Annotated in this window: 15 protein-coding genes; 11 read left to right on the forward strand and 4 right to left on the reverse strand. The window is 73.4% G+C overall.

The features are described from left to right. Positions 1–6 precede the first annotated feature (6 nt). Positions 7–2,046: an aldo/keto reductase gene (locus OG218_RS05295; protein WP_442906367.1), complete on the forward strand. Its 2,040-nt coding sequence runs from the start codon at positions 7–9 to the stop codon at positions 2,044–2,046. Then, on the forward strand, positions 2,043–2,981 hold the full coding sequence (locus tag OG218_RS05300; RefSeq protein ID WP_328292155.1) for a LacI family DNA-binding transcriptional regulator: 939 nt from the start codon (positions 2,043–2,045) through the stop codon (positions 2,979–2,981). The genes OG218_RS05295 and OG218_RS05300 overlap by 4 nt, the downstream gene beginning before the upstream one ends. A 33-nt stretch (positions 2,982–3,014) precedes the next feature. Here OG218_RS05300 and OG218_RS05305 read toward each other — a convergent pair whose 3' ends face one another. Then, positions 3,015–3,191, reverse strand: a complete 177-nt coding sequence (locus tag OG218_RS05305; RefSeq protein ID WP_328292156.1) for a hypothetical protein — start codon at positions 3,189–3,191, stop codon at positions 3,015–3,017. Positions 3,192–3,377: 186 nt separating this feature from the next. Between OG218_RS05305 and OG218_RS05310 the strand changes: the two genes are divergently transcribed. Continuing rightward, positions 3,378–4,337: an ATP-binding cassette domain-containing protein gene (locus OG218_RS05310; RefSeq protein ID WP_328292157.1), complete on the forward strand. Its 960-nt coding sequence runs from the start codon at positions 3,378–3,380 to the stop codon at positions 4,335–4,337. Next, positions 4,334–5,152 (forward strand): ABC transporter permease, encoded by an 819-nt coding sequence (locus tag OG218_RS05315; protein WP_328292158.1) that lies wholly within the window; start codon positions 4,334–4,336, stop codon positions 5,150–5,152. The genes OG218_RS05310 and OG218_RS05315 overlap by 4 nt, the downstream gene beginning before the upstream one ends. 22 nt (positions 5,153–5,174) lie before the next feature. Here OG218_RS05315 and OG218_RS05320 read toward each other — a convergent pair whose 3' ends face one another. Together OG218_RS05320 and OG218_RS05325 are read right to left on the reverse strand one after the other, a co-directional pair. After that, positions 5,175–8,351, reverse strand: coding sequence for a BTAD domain-containing putative transcriptional regulator (locus OG218_RS05320; protein ID WP_328292159.1), 3,177 nt, complete (start codon positions 8,349–8,351; stop codon positions 5,175–5,177). A 48-nt stretch (positions 8,352–8,399) separates the two neighbouring features. Beyond that, on the reverse strand, positions 8,400–12,347 hold the full coding sequence (locus tag OG218_RS05325) for a bifunctional nitrate reductase/sulfite reductase flavoprotein subunit alpha (RefSeq protein ID WP_328292160.1): 3,948 nt from the start codon (positions 12,345–12,347) through the stop codon (positions 8,400–8,402). A gap of 197 nt (positions 12,348–12,544) precedes the next feature. On the opposite strand from OG218_RS05325, the gene OG218_RS05330 reads away from it, so the two are divergent. Genes OG218_RS05330 through OG218_RS05360 form a run of 7 tightly spaced genes read left to right on the forward strand, consistent with a single transcriptional unit; the run spans position 12,545 to position 20,322 of the window. Continuing rightward, complete coding sequence (locus tag OG218_RS05330; protein WP_328292161.1) at positions 12,545–13,948, forward strand: nitrate/nitrite transporter; 1,404 nt, start codon at positions 12,545–12,547, stop codon at positions 13,946–13,948. A gap of 14 nt (positions 13,949–13,962) precedes the next feature. After that, positions 13,963–14,310 (forward strand): molybdopterin oxidoreductase, encoded by a 348-nt coding sequence (locus tag OG218_RS05335; RefSeq protein ID WP_328292162.1) that lies wholly within the window; start codon positions 13,963–13,965, stop codon positions 14,308–14,310. A gap of 1 nt (position 14,311) precedes the next feature. Further along, on the forward strand, positions 14,312–16,927 hold the full coding sequence (gene nirB, locus OG218_RS05340) for a nitrite reductase large subunit NirB (protein ID WP_328292163.1): 2,616 nt from the start codon (positions 14,312–14,314) through the stop codon (positions 16,925–16,927). After that, a complete protein-coding gene (locus OG218_RS05345; RefSeq protein ID WP_328292164.1) occupies positions 16,924–17,238 on the forward strand; it encodes a Rieske (2Fe-2S) protein in 315 nt (104 codons plus the stop codon). Before nirB ends, OG218_RS05345 begins: the two co-directional genes overlap by 4 nt. 26 nt (positions 17,239–17,264) lie before the next feature. Beyond that, positions 17,265–18,482, forward strand: coding sequence for a uroporphyrinogen-III C-methyltransferase (cobA, locus tag OG218_RS05350; protein ID WP_380162458.1), 1,218 nt, complete (start codon positions 17,265–17,267; stop codon positions 18,480–18,482). Then, complete coding sequence (locus tag OG218_RS05355) at positions 18,479–19,600, forward strand: uroporphyrinogen-III synthase (protein WP_328292166.1); 1,122 nt, start codon at positions 18,479–18,481, stop codon at positions 19,598–19,600. The genes cobA and OG218_RS05355 overlap by 4 nt, the downstream gene beginning before the upstream one ends. Continuing rightward, positions 19,597–20,322, forward strand: a complete 726-nt coding sequence (locus OG218_RS05360) for a sirohydrochlorin chelatase (RefSeq protein WP_328292167.1) — start codon at positions 19,597–19,599, stop codon at positions 20,320–20,322. Before OG218_RS05355 ends, OG218_RS05360 begins: the two co-directional genes overlap by 4 nt. On the opposite strand, the gene OG218_RS05365 is transcribed toward OG218_RS05360, so the two are convergent. After that, positions 20,289–21,206, reverse strand: coding sequence for a 2-hydroxyacid dehydrogenase (locus tag OG218_RS05365; RefSeq protein ID WP_328292168.1), 918 nt, complete (start codon positions 21,204–21,206; stop codon positions 20,289–20,291). The genes OG218_RS05360 and OG218_RS05365 overlap by 34 nt on opposite strands. Positions 21,207–21,241 lie beyond the last annotated feature (35 nt).

The following is a 21,241-nucleotide window of genomic DNA, read 5'->3' on the forward strand; positions in this document are numbered from 1 at the left end:
CACGAGATGACCGTTCCCGATGCGACCGTCACCCCCCGGCTCGAAGGAGCGCCTCCCGTGTCGTCCACCTCCCCCACCCGCTGGGCCGTCGTCGGCCCGGGCAACATCGCCCGGCGCTTCGCCGGCCAGCTCCCCGCGGCGGGCCACGAACTCGTCGCCGTCGGTGCCTCCCCCACCGCGGCCGGCGCCGAGCGCGCCCGGGCCTTCGCGGCGGAGTTCAACCCGGACGCCTTCGTCGGCGACTACGACGCCGTGCTGGCCCGCGAGGACGTCGACGCCGTCTACGTCAGCACCGTGCACGTCACCCACGCGCAGCTCGCCCTGGCCGCGGTCCGCGCCGGCAAGCACGTGCTCTGCGAGAAGCCCCTCGCCCCCAACAACGGCCAGGTCATGGCGATCGTCGACACCGCCCGCGCCAGCGGCGTGCACTTCCTCGAGGCGTACATGTACGCCCACCACCCGCAGACGGCGAAGCTCCTCGACCTCGTGCGGTCCGGGGCGATCGGCACCGTCCAGCACGTCGACGCGAGCTTCGCCTTCGCGACCGGCGGGAAGACCGGGCGCCTCTACGACGCCGACCTCGCCGGCGGCGGGATCCTCGACGTCGGCGGCTACCCCGTCTCGGCCGCGCACCTCGTCGCGGGCGCAGCGCTCGGCCGGCCGGCGGCCGTCACCGGGTTCTCCGCCCAGGGCACCGTGGGCGAGACCGGCGTCGACGAGTGGGCCGTCGCCTCGATCACCTTCGCGGGTGGTGTCACCGCGTCCGTGCGCACGGGCGTCGCGCTCTCCGACCCCGAGACGATCACGGTGTACGGCTCCGGCGGGACGATCCACCTCCCCGACCCGTGGACGATCCGCGGCGAGACCCGCGTCGTCCTGACCCGGCCGGGCCAGGAGACCGAGACCTTCGAGTTCGACCCGGAACTGCCCGAGAACAAGGCCTACGCCCGCGAGGCGCAGGCCCTCGTCTCCGACGAGACCCCCGCGTTCACCCTCGACGACACCCTCGCGGTCTCGGCCGTGCTGAACCGCTGGCGGGACGCGATCGGGCTGCGCTACCCCTTCGAGACCGACACCGCGAACATCCCCACCGTCTCGGGTCTCCCGCTGCAGCGCCGCGAACCCACGGCCATGAAGTACGGGAAGGTCGAGGGACTGGAACGCCCCGTCTCCCGCCTCGTCATGGGGTGCGACAACCAGCCGGACCTCGCCCACGCGTCGGCCATCTTCGACGCGTTCGTGGAGGCCGGCGGGAACACCTTCGACACCGCGTGGCTCTACGGGATGGGCAAGTACGAGAAGCTGTTCGGCACGTGGCTGACCAACCGCGGCATCCGGTCCGAGGTCAACGTCATCGTCAAGGGCTGCCACACCCCGCACAACGACCCGGAGTCGCTGACCCGGCAGTTGTTCGAGTCCTTCGAGCGGCAGGGCCACGACCACGCCGACGTCTACATGATGCACCGGGACAACCTCGACATCCCCGTCGGTGAGTTCGTCGACGTCCTCGACGAGCACGCCAAGGCCGGTCGCATCAGCGCCTACGGCGGTTCGAACTGGTCGCCCGCCCGCGTCGACGAGGCGAACGCCTACGCCGCGGCGAACGGCAAGCAGCCGTTCACGGTGCTGTCCAACCACTTCGGCCTCGCCGAGGCCTACGACGTGCCGTGGGCCGGGTGCCTGCACGTCACCGACCCCGAGTCGAAGAAGTGGCTGACCGAGCGGAACATCGCCCTGCTGCCGTGGTCGTCGCAGGCCCGCGGGTTCTTCGCCCGCGCGGACGTGAACGACCGGAGCGACGCGGAACTCGTGCGCTGCTACTACAGCGACGCGAACTTCGAGCGCAAGGCCCGGGCCGAGAAGCTCGGCGCCGAACTCGGGGTCCCCGCGACGGCGATCGCGCTGGCCTTCGTCCTGGCGCAGTCGTTCCCGACGTTCGCCCTGTTCGGTCCCCGCACGATCGCCGAGGCCCGTTCCTCGATGACGGGCCTCGGGGTCGAGCTCGACGCGCAGCAGGTGGCCTGGCTGGACCTCCAGGAGGGGTGAGAACACCGGACACGACGCGGGCCACGACGATCGTCGACGTGGCCCGCGTCGCCGGGGTCTCTCGGCAGACGGTCACCCGTGCGCTGCACGACATGCCGGGGATCAACCCGGCCACCCGGCAACGGGTGCTCGACGCGGCCCGGGAACTGAACTACCACCCGTCCCGGTTCGGACGGGGTCTGGTGAAACCCGCGGCCCGCACCCTGGGCCTCCTCGTCGGCGACCTCACGAACCCCTACTACGGCGAACTCGCCTCCACGGTGCTGCGGCTCGCCGCCGACCGGGGCTGGAACGTCGTGATGGGTGAGCAGGGCAGCATCGCCGACCTCGCGGGCGGGGCGGACGCCGTCATCGGGTTCACCGGTCTGGCCATCGACACCCCCGTCACGGGAGCACCCAACCTGCCCGTGGTGGAGATCGACCCCCCGCGGTTCCACCCCCGCCACGGGCGGGTCGAGTTCGAACGCGCGACGGCCTCGGCGGAGGCCGTCGGGCACCTGCTGGCCCGCGGGACCCGGCGCCCCGTGGTGCTGGACCGTCTCGGCCCGCACGGACGCACCCGTCGCGGCGACGCGTTCGTCGCCGCGTTCCGCGCGGCCGGGGTGGAACCCGTCGTCGCCGACCGCCTGAGTCCCTGGACCGACCTGGCCGCCGGGGAACCCGACGCGGTGGTCGCCTTCAACGACCTCGACGGGTTCCGCGTCCTGCAGGAACTCCGCGTCGCGGGTCTCGACGTTCCCCGCGACGTGCGGGTCGTCGGGGTCGACGGGCTCGCCGTCGGGGAGTTCGTCACGCCCCGGTTGTCGACGCTGGTCATCGACCTCGCCGAGGTCGCGCACGCCGCGCTGGACCTCGTCGTGGAACTGTCGAGCAACGGACCGGGCGAAGCCGTCCGCGTCGTGCCGCACCGCTTCGTGGCGCGCGACTCCACCTGACCGCCCGTCAGCGCACCCGCGTCGCAGGTGGGGTCAGGCGCGCTGCAGGCCCAGCTTCTGCAGCGAGGCGCGGACGTCCGCGGCGCTCCAGCCGAGACGACCGTCGGACCAGGTGGGCTCGGGCAGGGCGCGACGGCCGACCATGGCGTGCAGGGCGGCGACGTCGACGTCGTACATGTGGCTGATCTGCATGAGCGTGAGCTTGTCCATCACCGTGCTGGATCTCCCCCGGCGCCTGCGGGTGGCCGGGCGGACCCCGGGTGACTCACGCAGGCAAACGTCCCGAGGTTAGCGGGTCCCGGCGGACACCCGCCACCACCGGTCCACGCCAGCTCGCACCAGGTCACGCCAGCCGCGTGCCAGCGCCGCGCCAGCGGAGCGGGCGACGGTACGACCATGAACTACGCCATCGAGGCCGACGGCCTGCGGAAACGATTCGGTGACACCCAGGCCCTCGACGGGGTCAGCCTGCGGGTGTCGGAGGGCAAGGTGCTCGGCGTCCTCGGCCCCAACGGGGCCGGCAAGACCACGGCCGTGCGCATCCTCGCCACCCTGCTGCGTCCCGACGACGGAGTGGCCCGCATCGGCGGGTTCGACGTCGTCCGCGACGCCGCCGCCGTCCGGCGCACCATCGGGCTCACCGGTCAGTACGCCTCGGTCGACGAGGACCTGACCGGTCTGCAGAACCTCAAGCTCATCGGAACCCTCCTCGACCTCTCCCGCCGCGACGCCCGCGCTCGCGCCGACGAACTGCTCGAGTGGTTCGACCTCACCGAGGCGGCCGGACGCCCCGCCGGCACGTACTCCGGCGGGATGCGCCGCCGCCTCGACCTCGCCGCCTCCCTCGTCGGCCGGCCGGCCGTGGTGTTCCTCGACGAACCCACCACCGGCCTCGACCCGGCGAAGCGCGACGCCATGTGGGACGTCGTCCGGACCCTGGTGCGGGACGGTTCGACGGTCCTGCTGACCACGCAGTACCTCGAGGAGGCCGACCAGCTCGCCGACGAGATCTCCGTCATCGACCACGGTCGCGTCATCGCCCACGACACCCCCCTCGGCTTGAAGCGGCAGGCCGGCAGCCGGACCCTGACCGTCACCCCGGCCGATCCCGCTGACGGCCCGGCGGTCGCCCACCTGCTCTCGGGTTTCTCGTCCGAGGAACCCACGTCGCTGCCGGGTGGTGGGTTCTCCGTACCCGTCCTCGACGAACGGGCCGTCCCCGCCACCGTCACCGGCCTCGCCGAGAGGGGCATCCCGGTCAGCGAACTCTCGCTGCACCTGCCGACCCTCGACGAGGTCTTCTCGACCCTCACCCAGAACACCCAGAACACCCGGAACAAGGAGGTGGCAGCATGAGCACCGTTCTCGAACGCCCCACCCGCACCGCCGTCCAGACGGTCTCCCCCAGCCCGTTCCGCGGTCTGCGCCACGCCGGCGCGCTCGCCGTCCGGAACCTCATCAAGACCGCCCGGACCCCCGAGGCACTGATCGACGTGACGATCCAGCCGATCATCTTCCTGCTCATGTTCACCTACATCTTCGGCGGTGCCCTCGGCGGCGGTGACCGGGGTTCCTACCTGCAGTACCTGCTGCCGGGCCTGCTCGCCCAGTCGATCTCGCTGGCCGGGGTCTCGTTGGGGCAGAACCTGAACAGCGACATCCAGAAGGGGGTCTTCGACCGGTTCCGGTCGTTGCCGATCTCGCGCTCGGCCCCGCTCGTGGGGGCCGTGCTGGCCGACGTGGTGCGCTACCTCATCCTCTTCGCGGTCATCATGAGCGCGAGCTACGTCATGGGTTTCCGGGTCCAGACCGGTCTCGTGCCCACGCTCGCCGCCCTCGGCGTCTCGATGCTGTTCGCCCTGTCGTTCGGCTGGATCTCGGTGTTCGTCGGCCTGGTGGTCCGGACCCCGGGCGCCGTGCAGGGTCTGATGTTCCTGCTCGTCATGCCGTTGAGCTTCGGCAGCAACGTGTTCGTGAACACCTCCACCATGCCGGGCTGGTTGCAGGACTTCGTGCACGTCAACCCCATCACCCACCTCGTGGGGGTGGTGCGCGGGTTGATGCTCGGCGGCCCCGTCGCCGGTGACCTCGCCTGGACCGGCGGCTGGATCGCCGTGTTCCTCGCGGTGTTCGTCCCGCTGGCCCTGCGGGCCTACAACCGTCGGGCCTGACGAACCCCCGGAACGCCGCGCGTCACTGCCCGAGCACCCCGAACCCCGCGGCGAGTTCCCGCAGGGCCGCGGAACGGTCCAGCGCCCGTCCACCCGCCACTGCCGACGCCACCGACGCCTCGTCGGTGGCGTCGCGCGCTCCGGCGAGGACCTCGAGCACCGACGGGTCGGTGGCGTCGTCGAACCCCCGCAGCGCCGCCGCGACCCCGAGCCACCGGGCCGCCCGGAGGGGGTCCGCGTCGGCGAGCGCCCAGTGGGCGGCCGACGTGGTCACCAGGGCGATGATCGGCATGTCCCGCGTCTGCAGCGCCGCCTCGAGCGCCACCACCAATCGTGCGCGGGCCTGCGCCAATTCCCCGGCGGCCGTGTGGACGCGGGAGATCGCCGCGGACAGCCCTGCCCGCTCGTGGCCGAAGGCGCCACCCAGCGGCCGCTGCGCGAGGACGGCCTCGTGCTCGACCGCGAGCCGGCGGGCGTCCTCGATCCGTCCCTCCCGGACCGCCGTGGCGACCTCGGAGAGGACCAGCCAGGTGCGGGTCGGGTCGGAACTGCCGGCCGTGAGGGCACGGGTGCGGGCGAGTTCGGCGGCCGCCTCCGCGGACCGCCCCTGACGCTGGTGGACCTCCGCCAACCGGGTCCGCACCAGGACCTCGTCGTCGGCTCCGCCGAACGCGGCGGCCAGGTCGAGGGACTCGACGTAGAGCGCCTCCGCGGCGTCGAGGTCACCACCGTGCACCTGCGCCTGGGCGAGCATCCGCAACGTCGCGGACAAGCCCCAGTGGTCGCCGACCGCGCGGAACCCCGCCTCGGCCCGCGTCGCCGCCTCGAGCATCGTCGTGGCGTCGCCGAAGTTCTCCGCGGCCGAGGCGCGCAGCAACTCGCACGTCGCCACCAGCCAGGGTTCACGGGCGGCGGACAGTTCCGCGGTGAGGGAGGCGAGGGCCGCGTCCTGCTCCGCGGTGGCGGACAGGTCGCGGAAGGGGTCGCCGTCCCAGCCCCCGAAGCGGTCCACGACGAGGGCGATCAGCCGGGTGAAGACGTTCGCGTCGACGGTGAGCAGGGCGTCGACCTTGTCGCGCAGCACGGCCAGCACCGCCATGACCTCACCCGGGCTGCTGGCCGCCTCGACGACACCCATCATCCGGTCGGCCGTCTCGACGACCAGCGCCTCGACGGGCGCGGCCGGGGCGGGGACGGAGGCGGCGAGGCGGACCCACTCGCGGGCCTGGTTCTGCCGGCCGAGGGCTCCGGCCCAGAGGACGACCGGCAGGGTGAGCCGGACGGCGTCCTCCCCGCGTCCGGCGGCGACGAGCTGGCGCAGCACCGCGAGCAGGTCGTCGACCTCCGCGTCCAGCCGCTGCGACCACGCCACCTGGTCACGGCTGCGCAGGCCGCGGCCCGCGCGCGCGACGAGGTCGAGCGCCCAGGCGGTGTGCGCCTCGAGGACGTCCTCGAGGTCCCCCGAGGCGGCGAGGCGTTCGGCGCCGTACTCGCGGATGGTCTCCAGCAGGGCGTAGCGGACGGTCGGGCCCGGACGCAGCTGCAGCAGCGACTTCTCCGTGAGCGAGGCGAGCAGGTCGGCGACTGCGTGCTCGTCGCCGAGGTCGCGGGCGACCGCCGCGGCCGCGTCCACGGCGACGGGCCCCGCGAAGACCGAGAGCCGCTGCAGCAGGACGCGTTCGTCCTCCTCGAGGAGGTCCCAGCTCCAGTCCACGACGGCGCGCAGGGTGCGGTGGCGGGCCACGGCGGTGCGCCGACCGCCGGCGAGGACGCGGAACCGGTCGGAGAGCCGGGCGTCGAGGTCGGCCAACGTCGTGGTGCGCAGGCGGGCGGCGGCCAGTTCCAGCGCCAGCGGCAACCCGTCGAGACGGCGGACCAGGTCGGTGACGACCCCGCGGTCGACGGCGTCGACGACGAACCCGGGGTCGACGGCGACGGCGCGGTCGGTGAACAACCGGACCGCCGCGTCCGTCGGCAGCGGACCGAGGGGGTGCAGGGTCTCCCCCTCCGCGCCGAGCGCCTCCCGGCTGGTGCACAGCACGCTGAGGCCCGGGCAGTGCCGCAGCAGGTCCTCCACCAGCACGGCGGTGTCGTCCAGGACGTGCTCGCAGTTGTCGAGCACCAGGAGCACCGGACGACCCGTCGCCCCGGAGCTCAGGGCCGAGCGGAGGCGGTGCAGCGGTTCGGCCACGTCGCGCGGGATGGCCCGGGTCTCCAGCGCGACGTCGCCGACCCCGACCACGCTGACGACCGCCCCCTGGACGTCCTCGCCCTCGGCGACGGGGGCGAGCGAGACCTCGTGGACGGCCCAGGTGCGCGCCAGGCGCCGGGCGACCTCGGTGGCCAACCGGGTCTTGCCCGCGCCCCCGGGTCCCACCACGGTCACGCACTGCGTGGTCGCGAGCAGGCCGGTCAGGCGCTCCAGGTCACCGTCGCGGCCCACGAACGACGTCAGCGAACGCACCGGCCGCTGCGGCGCCGGGCCGGTGGCGGGTTCGGCCAGCGCGGCCAGGTGCGCCTCCCGCAACGCGGGTGAGGGATCGGCGCCGAGTTCCTCCGCCAGCACCCGTCGGGTCTGCTCGTAGGCGGCGAGCGCCTCGCCGGTGCGGCCGGCGGCCACGAGGACCCGCACCCGCAGTTCGGCGAACCGTTCCCGCAGCGGGTGCGCGGCCACGAGTTCCTCGAGGTCGGCCGGGAGGCCGTCGAGGTCCCCGGCCCGCCACCGCGCCTCGCAGCGGTCGGCGAGGGCGTCGAGGCGGGCGTCCTCCAACCGGACGGCGTCGGGAGAACCGGCGATCTCGACGGGTTCCCCGCGCCAGCGGGCCAGGGCCGCGTCCAGCACCTGGGCGGCGGCGGCCCAGGACCCCTCGCGCAGCAACCGTCGACCGTCGGCGAACCCGGCCTCGACGAGGGGGACGTCGACCTCGACCCCGCTCAACGCGTAGCCGGCCGGGCCGGCGACGACCTCCACCTCCGGCCCCAGCGTGCGGCGCAACCGGGACACCAGGGACTGCAGCGCACCCGGTCCGCTCGCGCCGTCCTCGCCCCAGAGCGCGTCCTCCAGCAGCCCCGTCGGCACCGGACGGCCGCCGCGCAGGGCGAGCTCGGCCAGCAGCCGCCGCAACCGGGTTCCGGGGACGGCGATCTCGGCTCCGTCGTCGGTCCGGACCCGCAGCGGGCCGAGGAGTTCGATCTGCACGGGGACAGCCTGCCACCCGGGCTGCGGGAGCCGTGGCCGAGACGACCTTCAGTAGACGTCGCGGACGTAGCGCCGCTGCGCGGCCATCGTCTTCACGTACAGCGCGGCGTCCTCCTCCCCCATGCCACCGTGCTCGGCGACGACGTCGCGCAGCGTGGCGTCGACGTCCCTGGCCATCCGGGAGGCGTCGCCGCAGACGTAGAGGTGGGCGCCCTCCTCCAGCCAGGCCCACAACTCCGCGCCGTGGCGCCGCACCCGGTCCTGCACGTAGACCTTCTCCGGCTGGTCGCGCGAGAACGCCAGGCTGAGGCGGGTGAGCAGCCCGTCCTCGCGCCAGCCCTCGAACTCCTCGCGGTAGTACCAGTCGGTGGCCGAGCTCCGCTCGCCGAAGAACAACCAGTTCGGGCCGGTCGCGCCGTGGGCGCGCCGGTGCTGCAGGAAGGCGCGGAACGGCGCGACCCCCGTCCCCGGTCCGATCATCACCATCGGCACACCCGGGTCGCCGGGCGGGCGGAACGCCGGAGCGGACTGCACGAAGACGCCCACGTCCTTCCCCTCCGCCCGGTCGGCGAGGAACGTGGAGCAGACCCCGTGGCGGACCGGGTCGCCGAAACGGACGGTCGACATGGTCAGCTGGACCTCGTCGGGGTGGGCCTCGGGGGCCGAGGAGATCGAGTACTGCCGTGGTTGCAGGGGTTTGAGCAGGTTGAGCCACTCCGCGGGTTCGGCGTGGGCCGGGAACTCCCGGAGCACGTCCAGCAGCTGACGACCGCGGGCCCACTCCGCCGTCCGCGACGGGCCGTCGGCGAGGATCCGGGACAGACCCTCCCGCCGTGAGCGCTGGGCGACGAAGCGGAGCAGTCCCGGGGAGGGGCGGGTCACGTCCAGGGCCGCCAGTTCCGCGGGGTCGACACCGGTGGCGTCGGCGACCTCGGCGAGCACGACGGGGTCGTTCTCGGGCCACACCCCCAGGGAGTCACCCGCGTGGTACTCCAGCCCCCCGTCGCGGGCGAACCCGACCTGGCGGACCTCCTTGGTCGACCCCGCGGCGTTGAGGCGGACGTTGCGCACGAGCCGGCTGCGGTAGGGGTTCCCGCGGGTGGGGCGGACGGGGGCCGCTCGCGGTGCGGGGACGAGGGCCGCGGGGCTCCGCTGCGCCAGCAGGCCCAGGACGCGCGCTTCCCACTCCGCGGCGCGCTCGTCCTCCCCCGGCTCGCAGTCGATCCGGTCCAGCAACCGCTGGGCGCCGAGTTCGGCGAACCGTTCGTCGAGGCGGCGGCCGTGGCCGCAGAAGTCGGCGTAGCTGGAGTCGCCGAGGGCGAGCACGGCGAACGTGCGCCCCTCCAGGCTCGGCGCCGCGGGACCGGACAACGCCTCCCAGAACGACTCCCCGTTGTCCGGGGGCCCGCCGTCGCCGAACGTGCTGGACACCACCAGCGTGGTCGCCGCGGAACCCAGCCGGGCGGGGGTCACCTCGTCCATCCCGAACACCCCGACCCGGACCCCGACCGCCTCGAGGGCGGCCGCGGCGGAACGGGCGTGCTCCTCGGCTCCCCCGGTCTGCGAGGCCCACAGGACGAGGACGTCGGGCGCGGCCTCGGGCTCGGGGGCCGAGGTGGCCGCCGCCGGGGCGGTGGTGCCCGCGAACGTCCCGGCGAGGAACCCGTCCACCCAGGCCCGGTGGCCCTCCCCGAAGGGGGCCGACGCCGGCAGGGCCGGTACGAAACCGGGTGCCTCGCCGAGGGCGTGCAGGAACCCGTCGAGGTACCTGCTCTGACGCTCGTCGAAGACCGGCGGCTCCCCGCGTCGCACCTGCGGCCCCGTCCCCACCTCGACGCGGGTCAACCGCACGGCGCACACCTTGAACTCCGGCTGGAAGCTGTCCGGGTCGACCGCGTCGTGGGTCACGGCGTTGATCGCCAGGTCCGCGCCGAACTCGTCGTTCCAGTGGAACGGTGCGAAGCAGCAGCCCGGCAGCACCCGGTCGGTGACCACCGCCGGCAGGACGGCGCGACCCCGACGCGACACCACCTCGACGCGGTCGCCCTCGGTGATCCCCAGCCGCGCCGCGTCCTCGGGGTTCACCTCCAGGAACGGCCCGGGGTTCAGCTTGTTGAGCTTCGCGACCTTCCCCGTCTTGGTCAGGGTGTGCCACTGGTGCTGCACCCGGCCGGTGTTCAGCACGAACGGGTGCTCGTCGTCGGGCAGTTCCGCCGCGGGGACGAAGGGCCGGGGCCAGAACACCGCCCGACCGGTCGCGGTCGGGAACACCACCGGCGGGACGGTCCCGTCGGCGTGGACGAGCAGGTCCTGGCTCACGCCGTCGTTGAGGTAGCGCACCGGGTGGCGGTCGAGGCCGTCCCCGGCCGGTGCCGGCCACTGCACCGGTCCGCGACGCAGTCGTTCGTGGTCGACCCCGCGCAGGTCGTAGCCGGTGCGAGGGTTGGTGAACCGGCGCAGTTCCTCGAACACGTCGGCGGCGCAGCCGTAGGCGAACCGGTCGCCGAAACCCATGGCCCGCGCGACGTCGGCGATGAGCTGCCAGTCCGGGGTCGCGTCGCCCACCGGGTCCGCGGCCTGCGGCAGCAACGTCATGGTGCGTTCGGAGTTCACCGCGACCTGGTCGGACTCCGCCCACAACGTGGCCGGCAGCAGGACGTCGGCGTAGGACGTGGTCTCGGTCTGCGCGAACGTGTCCTGGACCACGACGAAGTCGCAGCGCTGCAACGCCTCCACCACGATCGAACGGTTGGCGACGGAGGCCACGGGGTTGGTGCAGATGATCCAGCAGGCCTTCACCTCGCCCGCCGCCATCCGGGAGAACAGGTCGATCGTCCCCGTCCCGACGTCGGTGCGCAGGGTTCCGGGTTCCAGCCCCCAGACGCTCTCGGTGAAGTCGCGGTCGGCGGGGTCCAGCACCGAGCGCTGACCGGGCAGGCCCGGCCCCATGTACCCCATCTCGCGGCCCCCCATGGCGTTGGGCTGTCCGGTGAGCGAGAACGGCCCGCTGCCCGGTCGGCAGATGGCCCCGGTCGCGAGGTGCAGGTTCACCAGGGCGTTGGTGTTCCAGGTGCCGTGGACGCTCTGGTTCAACCCCATCGTCCAGCAGCTCGTCCAGTTCGCCGCTCCCGCGAGGAGTTCCGCCGCGGCGCGGAGGTCGGCCTCGGCCAGTCCGGTCAGTTCGCAGACCCGCGCAGGCGGGTAGTCGGCGATCACCCCGGCCATGCCCTCCCACCCGGTGGTGCAGGCCGCGATGAACTCCTCGTCGAGTCCACCCGCCTCCACGACCAGGTGCAGCAGGCCGTTGAGCAGAGCCAGGTCCGTCCCGGGACGCAGCTGCAGGAAGACGTCGGCCGCCTCGGCCGTGGCCGTCCGCCGGGGGTCGACGACGATGAGCTTGGCCCCGGCCCGGACCCGGTCCATCATCCGCAGGAAGAGGATCGGGTGGCAGTCGGCCATGTTCGCGCCGATGACGAGGAACACGTCGGCGTGGTCGAGGTCGTCGTAGGAACCGGGCGGGCCGTCGGAGCCGAGCGACTGCTTGTAGCCCGTGCCCGCACTGGCCATGCAGAGCCGGGAGTTCGACTCGATCTGGTTGGTGCCCAGGAACCCCTTGGTCAGCTTGTTGGCCAGGTACTGCGCCTCGATCGACATCTGCCCCGACACGTAGACGGCGACGGCGTCGGGGCCGTGCTCCGCGACGACGGCCCGCAGACGCTCCGCGACGGTCCCCACGGCGTCGCGCAGCGGGACCGGACGCGGCTCCTCGCCCCGGGCGTCGCGGACGGCGGCCTGCGCGAGCCGTCCGGGCGCGGACATGACGTCCGCGCTGGTCGCGCCCTTCGTGCAGAGCCGACCCGCGTTGGCGGGGTGCTCGCGGTCGCCGGTGACCTTGGCGACCCGCCGACGCCCGCTCACCGGATCGGTCTCGATCTGCAGCAGCACCCCGCAGCCCACGCCGCAGTACGAGCAGGCACTGCGCACGGTCTCGCTCACGGGGTCGAGTCAAGGCGACCGTGGTTGCCCCACCGTTTCCCCCGTGTTGCGACCGTGGTGCGGTCTCCTCACAGCCGACGGCGGAGGGCGTGAGGACAACGTCACAGGGCGGCAACGACACGCGCGACCGACTGTAACGCGCCGTCCCTAGCGTCGAGCACGAAGCACACCCCCCAACAGTTCCGGAGGGACACGACATGGCCGTCACCAGCGATCGTGCTGACTCGAACCTCACCACCGTCGGCACCGTTCCCGCCCCGCGCGCCGGCCGCTGGGTGGACCAGTACGACCCGGAGGACACCGTCCAGTGGCAGGCCACCGGACGACGGGCCGCGAAGCGCAACCTCGCGCTCTCGATCTTCGCCGAGTTCCTCGGGTTCTCCGTCTGGCAGCTCTGGACCATCGTCACCCCGTCGCTGAACAAGGCCGGGTTCGCCCTCACCGCCGACCAGGTGTTCTGGCTCATCGCGATCCCCAACCTCGTCGGCGCGACGCTGCGCTTCCCCTACACCTTCGCGGTCCCGCGGTTCGGGGGCCGGAACTGGACCATCGTCTCGGCCCTGCTGCTCGTGGTCCCCTGCGTCGGGCTGGCCGTCGTCGTGCAGAACCCGCAGACGCCGTTCTGGCTGATGGTCCTGGTCGCCGCGACCGCGGGCGTCGGCGGTGGGAACTTCGCCAGCAGCATGGCCAACATCTCGTTCTTCTTCCCCGAGCGGGAGAAGGGTGCGGCGCTGGGGCTGAACGCGGCGGGTGGGAACCTCGGTGTCGCCGTCGTCCAGCTGGCCATCCCGATCATCGTCGTCATCGGCGGCGGGCTCGCGCTGCAGCGCGCGGGTCTCGTGATCGTCCCGCTCGCCGTCCTGGCCGCGGTGCTCGCCTGGCGGTACATGGACAACCTGTCCACCGCCAAGGCCGACCTCGCCGGCTACGCGGCGGCGATGCGCAACAAGCACACCTGGATCGTGTCGTTCCTCTACATCGGGACGTTCGGCTCGTTCATCGGCTACGCCGGCGTGTTCCCGACGCTCATCAACACCCAGTTCCCGCAGGCGGTCTTCGACTGGGGCTTCGTCGGGCTGCCGCAGGTCCCGTTGACGCTGGCGTTCCTCGGGGCCCTGGTGGGCTCGATGGCCCGCCCCTCCGGCGGGCGCATCGCGGACCGGCTCTCGGGGGCGAACGTCAGCATCGCGGCCTACCTGGTGATGGCGCTCGGGGCCCTCGGGGTGATCCTGTCGCTCGCCGCGGGGAGCTTCGCCGGGTTCTTCGCCTGCTTCCTGCTGCTGTTCGTCGCCAGCGGCGTCGGCAACGGCGCGGTGTACCGGATGATCCCGGCCATCTTCCGCGCGGGGATCGACCCCACCGACACCGGCGCCATGGTCCTGGCCAAGCGCAAGGCCGCGGCCTGCATCGGTCTCGCCGCCGGCATCGGCGCCTACGGCGGGTTCATCATCCCCCGCGTGTTCGCCTGGTCGATCTCGAGCACCGGCACGTTGCGCCCGGCCCTCATCGGGTTCATCGGCTTCTACGCCGTGTGCGCCGTCGTGACCACCGTCGTCTACAAGCTCGGCCGCGAACGCCGCTTCGCCGGCACGTCGATCTGAGAAGGAGACCTCCCGTGAGCTCCACCCCCCGTTTCCTGCAGGGCGCCCACCCGTTCACCGGCGCCGGCCTGGAGAAGCTCGTCGTCCTCGAAGGCCTCCCCTCCTACTCCGTGCCCGACGGCGCCCGCGCCCAGGCGGTCTACTTCCGGGGCGGGAACTCCACCGACGAGCTGGTCGTCGTGGCCCTGCTGCGCGACGGGGTGACGATGCGCCTGTTCCCGATCGGTGCGAAGGGTTCGGTGCACGTCCCGCTGCGCATCGTCGAGGACGTCGAGGCACCGTCGACGCTGGAACTGCGGGTCGCGGCGCCGGAGGGTCTGACCGGCACCGTCGTGCTCGACCTCGGACTCGTGGAGGTCTGACGTGAGCGAGGTCCTCGAGCTCAGCGCCACCGTCCCCGCCCAGCGTCGTCCGCGCCGTCGCCTCGTGGTGGTGGGCAACGGGATGGCGGGTATCCGGGCGGTGGAGGAACTGCTGGAACGCGGCGGTTCAGAGCAGTTCGACATCACCGTCTTCGGTGACGAGCCGTACGGGAACTACAACCGCATCATGCTCTCCCACGTGCTCTCCGGCGAGGAGACCGAGGAGGGGATCTTCCTGAACTCCCTGCCCTGGTACGCCGAGAACGGCATCGACCTGCGGGCCGGGGTGCGGGTCGACCGCGTCGACCGCTTCGCCAAGGTGGTCCACGACGCCGACGGGGGCGAGACCCCCTACGACCTCCTGCTCATCGCGACCGGTTCCACGCCCTTCTTCCCCGCCATGGAGGGCCTGCACCGCGAGGACGGGAGCGTCCTGGCGGGGGTGTTCGGCTTCCGCACCCTGGACGACGCGCGGGCCCTGCTGGCCGCGGCCCGCACCCACCGCCGCGCCGTCGTCATCGGCGGCGGGCTGCTGGGCCTGGAGGCCGCGCACGGCCTGGCCACCCACGGCCTGCAGGTGGACCTGCTCCACTCCCCCCAGCACCTCATGAACCAGCAGCTCGGCCCGGAGGCCGGCCGCGTCCTGCGGCGCAGGATCGAGGAACTCGGCGTCCGGGTGCACACCGGGGTCCGGAGCCGGGGCGTGCGGGGCACCGACCGCGTCACCGGGGTGGAACTGCCCGACGGTTCGGTGCTCGACGCCGACTTCGTCGTCGTCGCGGCCGGCATCCGACCCAACACCGACATCGCGCTGCGCTCCGGCCTCGAGGTCCAGCGCGGCATCGTCGTCGACGACCGCATGCAGTGCAGCGCGGGCGAGGAGGGCGAGGAGGGCACCGCCGAGGACGTCTACGCCGTCGGGGAGTGCGTCCAGCACCGGGGGGAGACCTACGGCCTGGTGGCCCCGCTGTGGGACCAGGCCGGTGTCCTCGCGGACCACCTGACGGGTGCCCGTCCCGACGCGGCGTACCACGGCTCGCGCACCTCCACGAAGCTCAAGGTCGCCGGGGTCGACTTGGTCGCGATGGGTCTGCCCGGACCCGAACGCGACGACGACGAGTTCGTCGTGTTCTCCGAACCGCACCGCGGGATCTACCTCAACGTGGTGATCCGCGCCGGGCGCCTGGTCGGGGCGACGCTGCTGGGCGACGTCCGCAAGACGGCGTTCCTCACCCAGGCCTTCGACCAGGGCCTGCCGCTGCCCGAGGAGCGCATGAGCCTGCTCTTCGACCTCGGCTCCCCCGACGAGGCGACCTCGGTCGCAGAACTGTCCGACGACGTCCAGGTCTGCAACTGCAACGGCGTGACCAAGGGGAAGATCGTCGACGCCGTCGCCGGCGGCTGCACCTCGGTGAACGCCGTCATGGCCAAGACCAAGGCGGGCAAGGGCTGCGGTTCGTGCAAGACCCTCGTGGAACAGGTCACCGAGTGGGCGGCCGGGGGGAACCTCACCGTCGACGAGAGCGCGAACTGGTACGTCCCGGGGATCCCGATGGGCAAGCCGGAACTCATGGCCGCGATCCGCGAGCGCCGGTTGAGGTCGGTCTCGGCGGTGTTCCGCGAGCTCGCCCCGGGCGGGGTGGAGGACGCGAAGTCGAAGATGGGCCTGACCTCGCTGCTGCGGATGATGTGGCCGGAGGGGCTGGACCAGGACGAGCGCGACGGCCGGTTCATCAACGACCGCGTCCACGCCAACATCCAGCGCGACGGCACGTTCTCGGTGGTCCCGCAGATGAAGGGCGGGGTGACCACGGCGGAGCAGCTGCGGAAGATCGCCGACGTCGCCGACAAGTACGACGTCGGGATGATCAAGGTGACCGGTGGTCAGCGGGTGGACCTGCTGGGCATCCGCAAGGAGGACCTGCCCAAGGTCTGGGAGGACCTGGGGATGCCGTCGGGCTACGCCTACGGCAAGAGCTTCCGCACGGTGAAGACCTGCGTGGGCACGGACTTCTGCCGCTTCGGCCTCGGTGACTCCACCCAGCTCGGGATCGACCTGGAGACCCGTTTCCAGGGCGTCGAGACGCCCGCGAAGCTGAAGCTGGGGGTCGTGGGCTGTCCCCGCAACTGCGCCGAGGCCTACGTCAAGGACATCGGGGTCGTCGCGATCGGCGCCGGCGCGTGGGAGGTCTACGTCGGGGGTGCCGCGGGCGCCACGGTCCGCAAGGGCGACCTGCTGGCCACGGTGGGTTCCCCCGAGGAGGTCATCGCGCTCACCGGGCGGTTCATCCAGTTCTACCGCGAGTGGGGCAACTGGCTGGAGCGCACCTACGAGTTCGTCCCCCGCCTGGGCCTGGACCGGGTGAAGAAGGTGCTGCTGGAGGACTCCGACGGTCTCGTCGCGGGTCTCGACGCCCGCATGCAGGCCACGGTGGAGAACTACCGCGACCCGTGGCTGGAGGGCCGGGAGCCGGTCACCGAGGGCCAGTTCCGCCCTTCGCTGCCGCTGGTGGACCTGCCACTGGTGCCCGGCCGTCCCGCGGGGGCGCCCGGGGGGACGACCGTCGCCCTGCCGCTGCCCACCGCCCGTCCCGACTCCCTGGAGGTGCCGCGATGACCACCTCCACCACCCACGCGGTGTGCCCCGTCGGCGAACTGCCCTTCGGGGAGGGCCGCACCTACGTCGTCGACGGGCGGCAGGTGGCCCTGTTCCGCCACCGCAGCGGTCGGGTGAGCGCGGTGCAGGCCGCGTGCCCGCACGCGGGAGGCCCGCTGGCCGACGGCCAGGTCGACGAAGGGTCGCTCGTGTGCCCGTTGCACCTCAACGCCTTCGACCTGCGCACGGGTGAGTCCACGACGGGTCAGGACCCGATCGCGGTGCATCCTTGTGCGGTCGGGGACGACGGTGTCGTGAGCGTGGAGTTGTGAGCCCGGACGGAGGGGAGGTCCCGGTGATGACCTACCCGTTGCACCTGGACGTGTCGGGGCGTCGGGTCCTGGTGGCCGGCGGGGGGCCCGTGGCGGCCCGCCGGGCTCGTGACCTGGTCTCCGCCGGGGCCGAGGTCCTGGTGGTCGCGCCGGCGCTGTGCGAGGACCTGCGCGACCTGCTGCCCCACCTGACGTGGGAGCAGCGCGAGGTCGAACCGCGCGACGTGGCCGACGTGTGGCTCGTGCACACCGCGACGGGTGACCCGCGGGTGGACGCGGAACTCTCCGCGGCCGCCGAGGCCCTGCGGGTGTGGTGCGTGCGCGCCGACGACGCCCGCGCCTCCAGCGCGTGGACGCCGTCGGTGGTCCGACGCGGTGAGGTGACGGTCTCGGTCACCGCCGGTGGTGACCCGCGGCGGGCGCGGGGCCTGCGGGAGGCGCTGTCGCGCTGGCTGGACTCCGGGGCCGCGCCGTTGCGCCGCCGCCGGGCCGGGGCCGGGCGCGTCACGCTGGTCGGTGGCGGTCCCGGGGACGTGGACCTGCTGACCCTGCGCGGGCGGCGGCGCCTGGCCGAGGCCGACGTGGTCGTCGTCGACCGGCTGGCCCCCACCGCCGTGCTGGCCGAACTGGACCCCGACGTGGTGGTCGTCGACGTGGGCAAGACCCCCGACCACCACCCGGTCCCCCAGGACGAGATCAACCGGATCATCGTCGAGCACGCCCGCGCGGGGCGACGGGTCGTGCGGCTCAAGGGCGGCGACTCCTACGTCCTGGGCCGCGGCGGCGAGGAGGTCCTCGCCTGCCGGGCCGCCGGGGTGGAGGTCGAGGTCGTCCCCGGGGTCACGAGCGCGTTCTCGGTGCCCGCCGCGGCGGGGATCCCCGTCACCCACCGCGGGCTGTCGCGGTCGGTCACGGTGGTCAGCGGGCACGAGGACGTCGACGCGGAGGTCCTGGCCAGGCTGGACGGCACCGTGGTGTTCCTGATGGGGGTGACGATGCTGCCGCGGTTGAGCGCGGGGCTCGTGGCGGCCGGGAAGTCGCCCGCGACGCCCGTCGCGATCGTCGAGAACGGCTGGAGCGCGGACCAGCGCACCACCCGCGGCACCCTGGCCGACATCGCCGGGATCGCCGCCGAGCGGGGAGTGCGGGCGCCGGCGGTGATCGTGGTCGGCGCGGTGGCGGGCTTGGAAGGGTTGGCGGACGTGGCGTCCGCGGCGCAGGTCGCCTACGGTCCGGATCTGTGACCGACCCCACGCCTGCCCCCGAGGTCCCACCACTGCTCGGAGTGACCGTCGGCATCACCAGCGACCGGCGGTCCTCCGACATGATCGCCACCTTCGAGCGCAAGGGCGCCCGGGTGGTGCACGCCCCGACCATGCGCATCGTCCCGCTGACCGAGGACGAGCAACTGCTCGCCGAGACCCGCGACGTCATCGCCGACCCGCCCGACGACCTCCTCGTCACCACGGGCATCGGGTTGCGCGGCTGGGTGGAGGCCGCCGACGCGGCCGGGCTGGCCGCCCCGCTGCTCGAGGTCTTCGGCCGGGCCCGCATCTTCGCGCGCGGCCCGAAGGCCACGGGGGTCATCCGCGCCAACGGACTGCGCGAGGAGTGGTCGGCCGCCTCGGAGCAGACCGCGGAGGCCGTCGAACGCCTCGTCGCGGGTGGGGTCGAGGGACGCTCCATCGTCGTGCAGCTGCACGGGGCGGCGGACCAGGAGCAGTTGCAGCCGTTGCTCGACGCCGGCGCCCGGGTCCGCGGGGTGTCGGTGTACCGGTGGTTGCCCCCGGCCGACCCGGTCGCGGTGGAACGCCTCGTCGACCTGATCGCCGCCCGCCGCCTCGACGCGGTGACGTTCACCAGCGCGCCGGGGGCGGTGGCCCTGCTCGACGCCGCGCAGCGCCAGGGTCGTCTCGCCGACCTGGTCTCCGCGTGCGGCGAGGGGGTCGTCGCCTGCGCCGTCGGCGACGTGACGGCCGAACCGTTGCGGGGTGCGGGCATCGAACCGCTGATCCCGGACCGGTGGCGGCTGGGTGCGCTGTTGCGGACCCTCACGGCCCACCTCGCGGAGAACCCGCTGGACTGCGTGGCCACGGTCGGCGGGACGCTGAGGTTGCGGGCCCAGACCGCGGTGCTGGAGGACGAGGTGCTCGACCTGGCGCCGGGTCCGCTGGCCGTGCTGCGCCGCCTCGCCGCGGCCCGCGGTGCGGTGCTGACGCGCGAGGACCTGCTCGCCGCCCTGCCCGGGGCGGGCGACGAACACGCCGTGGAGGTGACGGTCGCCCGGTTGCGCACGGCCCTGCCGGACGCGGCCCTGGTGCGGACCGTGGTCAAGCGCGGCTACCGTCTGGAGGTGGCATGACCCCCGGAACGAACCCCGGACCCGTCCTGGTCGCGTGCTCGCACGGCACCCGTTCCCTCGAGGGGAGGGCGGTCGTCGAGGGGTTGCGGGAGGCGGTCCGGGTGGCCCGACCGGGGCTGCGGGTCGTCGCCGCCCACGTGGACGTCCAGGAACCCGAACTGGGGACGGTCGTGGCGGAACTGGTCGCGGACGGGGAACGCTGCACCGTCGTCCCGCTGCTGCTCTCCAGTGGCTACCACGTCCGGGTGGACATCGCGGAAGCGTTGCGGGACACGGGCGGTCGAGCCGTCGCCGCCCCGGCCCTCGGTCCGGACGAGGTCATCACCGAGGCGCTGGTCGACCGGTTGGAGGAGGCCCTGGGAACTGCGGTGGAGGAGTTCGAGGGGGCGATCGTCCTGGCCGCGGCCGGATCCTCCGACGCCCGGGCGGTCGCCGACGTCGAGGCCGCGGTCGCCTCGTTGTCGGCGCGGACGGGACGTCGGGTGACGTCGGGGTTCCTCTCGGCGCAGGAACCGACGGTCGCCGCGGCCGTCGCCGCGGCGAGGGCCGAGGGGGCTCGCTCGGTGGCGGTCGCCGGGTACCTGCTGGCCCCCGGGGTGTTCTCGGTGCGCCTGGGCGGAGCAGGGGCCGAGGTCGTCGCCGAACCCCTGGGGGTGCACCCCGCCCTGGTGGACCTGGTGCTGGCCCGCTACGACGAGGCGACGACGTTGACGGGTTCCTGACCCGCGAGCAGGAGTTCCAGCTGCCGGCGCAGCAGGGCGACCATGCGGGGCCGGAACGCCGTCGAGTTCCCGCCGACGTGCGGGGTGACGACGACCCCCGGCAGCGACCAGAGTTCGTGGTCGCCCGGCAGCGGTTCCGGGTCGGTGACGTCGAGGGCCGCCAGCAGCCGGCCCGTGCGCAGTTCCGCGACGAGGGCCGCGGTGTCCACGACCGGACCGCGGGCCACGTTCACCAGCAGCGTCCCGTCGGGCATCGCGGCGAGGAACTCCGGGCCGACGAGGCCCCGGGTCTCCCCGGTCAGGGGACAGGCCAGGACGACGACGTCGTGCTCGGGCAGCAGCTGCGGGAGTTCCGAGTTCGCGTGGACGTCCACCCCGTCCTGGACCCGGGACCGGGTACCCACCGCGGTCACCGTGCACTCGAAGGGCTCGAGGCGGGCGGCGACGGCGCGACCGACCCCGCCCCAGCCGAGCACGAGGACCCTGCGGTCGGCCAGCGACGTGCGCCGGGAGGGTTTCCACTCCCCCCTCGCCATCGAGCGCACGTCCTCCCCCAGACCCCGCAACGCGAGGATCGCCAACCCCACGGCGAGTTCCGCGGTCGAGGTCTCGTGGACCCCGGCCGCGTTGCACAACCGCACCCCCGGGGGGAGCTGCTCCGCGACCCCGTCGAAGCCGATGGTCAGCAACTGGACCACCTCGGTGCCCACCGGCAGCGTCGAGAGGTCGGGCGTCGCGACGTAGTCGGGGACGACGAGGCGCGGCGCGGGCTCCGGTGCGGGGGACGAACCGTCCCAGACGACGACCTCCACCCCGTCGACGGGACCGAGGGCCCTGACCCAGGACTCGGTGGGCAGGCTCACGACGAAGGGTGCGGTGCTCACCCCGCGCACGCTACCCAGCCGTGCGGGCGGGCCGG

Source organism: Kineococcus sp. NBC_00420 (assembly GCF_036021035.1).
Taxonomy (GTDB): domain Bacteria; phylum Actinomycetota; class Actinomycetes; order Actinomycetales; family Kineococcaceae; genus Kineococcus.